This window comes from Porticoccus sp. (genome assembly GCF_041592135.1).
Taxonomy (GTDB): domain Bacteria; phylum Pseudomonadota; class Gammaproteobacteria; order Pseudomonadales; family Porticoccaceae; genus Porticoccus.
Genome location: NZ_JBFHQR010000168.1, coordinates 1 through 4277, shown reverse-complemented (window position 1 = coordinate 4277; position 4277 = coordinate 1). Strand labels below are relative to the sequence as shown.

The following is a 4277-nucleotide window of genomic DNA, read 5'->3' as shown; positions in this document are numbered from 1 at the left end:
GTTAGTTTTTACACTGACCCTAAATACCCAAACATCTTTCCAAATATAGTATATGACCACGCAATCCGCTATGGTCACAGAATGCCAAGCTTCCCGACTGTCCTTTCTGGATACCCCCCCTCCCTACGGGGCAAATAAACCAACGATGCTAGCTTTAAAGAACAATTCATTTTTTTATAAATATCGATTCGAACCGCAACGTCACATTATCAAGTTAGAAAACAGACGAATACAACATATAGTGTTTTCAGGAATATCAACATAAGACAGCTTATGACCCAATATATCTACCAACTATACACAGGTTATCAACACAATAATCCACAGAAGATGATTAGTTAAGTTGAAAACGCATAATATCTCCATTATCACTTACGCATGCGACAATAAATAAAATTTGTTCCACGTGAAACAGTTACGGACACCCAATAGCGAAAATTAATTTTCAAATCAAGCTTATGAAAAAAACATCAGGTTTTCCACAGGCACGAAAGTCCTATGACGCAGTAGACAGTACAGCGCATGTAGAGGTAGCCTTAGCGGGTGTTTTAGTGTGACACACAAAACTACATCTTGTGTTTGTGTGTCGCCCGGGAGGATATTCCTCCCGGGCAACTATGACGCAAACCATTCGAGAAATGGGCACGTCATTCCTTGGCGGGAATGGTTATAAGAGCAGTTAATACACGAAAGAGTCAATAACCCTGATTCCAGGTAGGCTGCCCTTAGTGCTTTATTTCTCGGGTGAACCATTAACTCTCATAATGGAGAAAATCTTATGAGAAACACAGCACCCGAGCAGGTTCCATCCAAACCTGTGTTTGTTCACCCATACAACCGATTCCGAAAAGGAAAGTGGGAGCATGTCTGCCAACACTTTCGCTCAATGCCTACGGGAGGGTACTGATATGGGAGTAAAGAAAAGTAATGGTAAAAACTATCGCTCAGCAATAACTGGCAGGTATGTGACCACCAATTACGGAAAGTCACACCCCAAGACAACCGTCTCTGAGCGCATTTCTAGAACTGGCAAGAAGACATCCAAGTAAAGGTGGAAGGGAGACTTCGGTCTCCCTTCATTGTCTGAGACTATAGACCTTAATATTTGGGGTCTGATATTTGGGGTCTGATATTTGGGGTCTGATATTTGGGGTCTGATATTTGGGGTCTGATATTTGGGGTCTGATATTTGGGGTCTGATATTTGGGGTCTGATATTTGGGATCAGTGTAAAAACTCACTTTTCCATCTTCTCTCAATTCAATGGACTCTGAGTCATTGATTTCCGTTGAGTTCTGGGCTAAGACCAACTCTATTTCCTTTATTCACCGCAACATTAAAGCCGCCGAGAAAAATCTTCGGCAGCGGAAGGGTTGGGAGAAAAAACTGTGACGGGAAAGGCATCTATCTTCCTTGATAGGGGTTGGCAACTGGGAATCAGTTTTCACGTCCGACGCGGCAATGTCAACCGCGCGATCACCGGAGCCAGATTCTCCAGCCCCGGCGATGGGATTGTTTAGCGCGCGCTTTAGGCGCTGACTGCTGCCACCGGCTCCACCTCCTGTGCCGCCTGCTGGCGATTAAGCCCATTAAAGATCGCCACAATCGCCGCACAGATAATATTGCGGTGCACGCCCACGCCGAAGATGGCCGGGCCGTCGTTGATCTGCATTTCCAGGTAGCACACCGCCTCCACTTCCGACCCTGTGCCCAGGGCGTGCTCGTGGTAGTCAATCACGCGGATATTGCCGCCCAGTGCTTTGACCGCCGCATCGATGGTGCCGTTGCCGATGCCGTTGACGGTTCTGGCTTTGCCCTGCTCCACAAACCGGATCTGCACCTCGGTGGCGCCCTTGTCGCCGTGGCTGTGGGTGCTGACATCCGCCTCGGCAAAGCTGTAGGCACCGTTGTCCTGCAGATATTCCTTTTCAAACAGGGCAAAGATATCGGCACTGGTGGCCTCTCGGCCTTCCCGGTCGGTAAAGGCTTTCACCAATCGACTGAATTCGATCTGCAAACGGCGCGGCAATTCCAGGCCGTACTGCTGCTGCAACAGGAAGCTGACACCGCCCTTGCCGGACTGGCTGTTGACCCGCACCACCGCCTCGTAGCCGCGCTTGAGGTCTGCCGGGTCGATGGGCAGGTAGGGCACCTCCCAGATATCCCCTTCCACTCGCTGGGCAAAGCCCTTCTTTATGGCATCCTGGTGGGAGCCGGAGAAGGCGGTGAACACCAGCTCGCCGGCATAGGGATGGCGGGGGTGCACCGGCAGCTGGTTGCACTCCTCCACGGTGCGGCGGATGGTGTCAATGTTGGAAAAATCCAGCCCCGGGTTCACCCCCTGGCTATAGAGGTTCAGGGCCAGGGTGACGATATCCACATTGCCGGTGCGCTCGCCGTTGCCGAATAAACATCCTTCTACCCGGTCGGCACCGGCCATCAGCGCCAGTTCCGCCGCCGCCACGGCGGTGCCCCGGTCGTTGTGGGGATGGACGCTGATCACAATACTGTCCCGGCGGGCCAGGTTGCGGTCCATCCATTCCACCTGGTCGGCGTAGACATTGGGGGTGGACATCTCCACCGTGGCCGGCAGGTTGAAAATCATCTTGTGTTCCGGCGTGGGCTGCCAGATAGCACTGACCGCGTCACACACCTCTTTGGCCACCGCCAGCTCGGTGCCGGAAAACACCTCCGGCGAATACTGGTACACCCATTCGGTTTCCGGGTGCCGGCTGCAGTAGTGCTTGACCCAGCGGGTGCCCTGCTCGGCAATGGCCTTCACCCCGGCGACATCGGTGTTGTAGACGATGCGGCGGAATTGCGGCGCCGTGGGGTTGTACATATGCACGATGGCCCGTCTGGCGCCCACCAGGGATTCCACGGTGCGGGCGATCAGATCCTCCCGTGCCTGGGTCAGCACCTCAATGGTGACATCCTCGGGAATACGGTCTTCCTCGATCAGGCGGCGCACGAAGTTGAAGTCGGTATCGGAAGCAGCGGGGAACGCCACTTCGATCTCCTTGAAGCCGATCTCCACCAGCATCTCGAAAAAGCGCAGCTTGGTTTCCACCGACATCGGGTCGATCAGCGACTGGTTGCCGTCCCGCAGGTCGGTGCTCATCCAGACGGGCGGCTGTTCGATGGGGCGACCGGGCCAGCGGCGGTCGTGCAATTGCACTGGGACGAAAGCTCGGTACTTGCTGGCGGGATTGCTGATCATGTGATTCTCCAGGGACATTAAACAGGCCCTGAAAAAAGCTGGTTAGCGATTCACAGGCCGCGGATAGCGGCGCTCTGGCAGTACCGGGGGCTTGTGGCCCACTGCTTTTTTCAGGATGGAGACAGTTTAATGCGCCTGAAGCGGCATTTTATTGCCATTTGTATGTTATTTTTTATAAATTGCGCAATAATATGCCTAATATATAAATATATGAGCAATATTATGGAAATCGACAGCTTCGATCGCGCCATTTTGCGCAAGCTGCAGCGGGATGGCCGCATCTCCAACCAGGACCTGGCGGAAGGGGTCAACCTGTCGCCCTCCCCCTGCCTGCGCCGGGTGCGGCGCCTGGAAGAGGAAGGGGTGATCGAGGGCTACTCCGCGCGACTCAACCCCCGGATGCTCGGCCTGAAGCTGATGGCGTTTATCCAGATCAGCATGGACAGGCACACCCCCGAGCGCTTCGAGCGCTTCGAATCAGTAGTGGCCAATTTCCCGGAAGTGCTGGAGTGCCACCTGATCACCGGTCAGGCCGCCGACTACCTGCTCAAGGTGGTGGTGGAAGATATGGACGGCTACCAGCAGTTCCTGCTCAACAAGATCACCCGCATCGAGGGCGTCAGCGGAGTGCAGTCATCGTTTGTGTTGAAGTCGCCGCAGAACCATACGGCACTGCCCGTTTAGTACCGTCGAAGGTAACGTTCTGCAGAATCTACCAACGGCAGGGATAGTGGCTAGCGCAACCTTCTGCTGTGCGCCTGGGGGGCGGCAAATCACAGTGCATTAAAACCTCTGCCCGCGGTGAGCTGGCAATTATCCGCAAAGTTGTAGTGCCGGTATTGGCAATAAACTCTCTTCATCCTGATTTTTGACCCACTGGTCAAAAACTTTTGCGCCCCACCCGGCGCTGGACTATACCTACGTCTGAAACCCCGAAAAGGTAAACCCGGCAAAAGCCGGGGCCACAAAGCCACGGGGCCTCTTTCAACCACCACCTCAAGCAGCCACGTTTGAGGCGGGTTCGAAAAAGCTGGCCGAGCTGCCGAAGGTTTCCCGCG

Annotated in this window: 2 protein-coding genes and 1 riboswitch; of the genes, one reads left to right on the top strand and one right to left on the bottom strand. The window is 53.9% G+C overall.

What is annotated here, in order from left to right; translation table 11 throughout:
- Positions 1-1527: 1527 nt before the first annotated feature.
- Positions 1528-3219, bottom strand: coding sequence for a 2-isopropylmalate synthase (gene leuA / locus ABY948_RS11465; RefSeq protein WP_461482670.1), 1692 nt, complete (start codon positions 3217-3219; stop codon positions 1528-1530).
- Positions 3220-3441: 222 nt separating this feature from the next.
- On the opposite strand from leuA, the gene ABY948_RS11460 reads away from it, so the two are divergent.
- Positions 3442-3903: an Lrp/AsnC family transcriptional regulator gene (locus ABY948_RS11460; protein ID WP_461482669.1), complete on the top strand. Its 462-nt coding sequence runs from the start codon at positions 3442-3444 to the stop codon at positions 3901-3903.
- Between the two features lie 245 nt (positions 3904-4148).
- A riboswitch (cyclic di-GMP riboswitch) is annotated at positions 4149-4266 on the top strand.
- Positions 4267-4277: the final 11 nt, after the last annotated feature.

Excerpts from the sequence above, each read along its gene's own strand:
- leuA (WP_461482670.1), bottom strand. The coding sequence starts at position 3,219 with ATGATCAGCAATCCCGCCAGCAAGTACCGAGCTTTCGTCCCAGTGCAA.
- ABY948_RS11460 (WP_461482669.1), top strand. The coding sequence starts at position 3,442 with ATGGAAATCGACAGCTTCGATCGCGCCATTTTGCGCAAGCTGCAGCGG.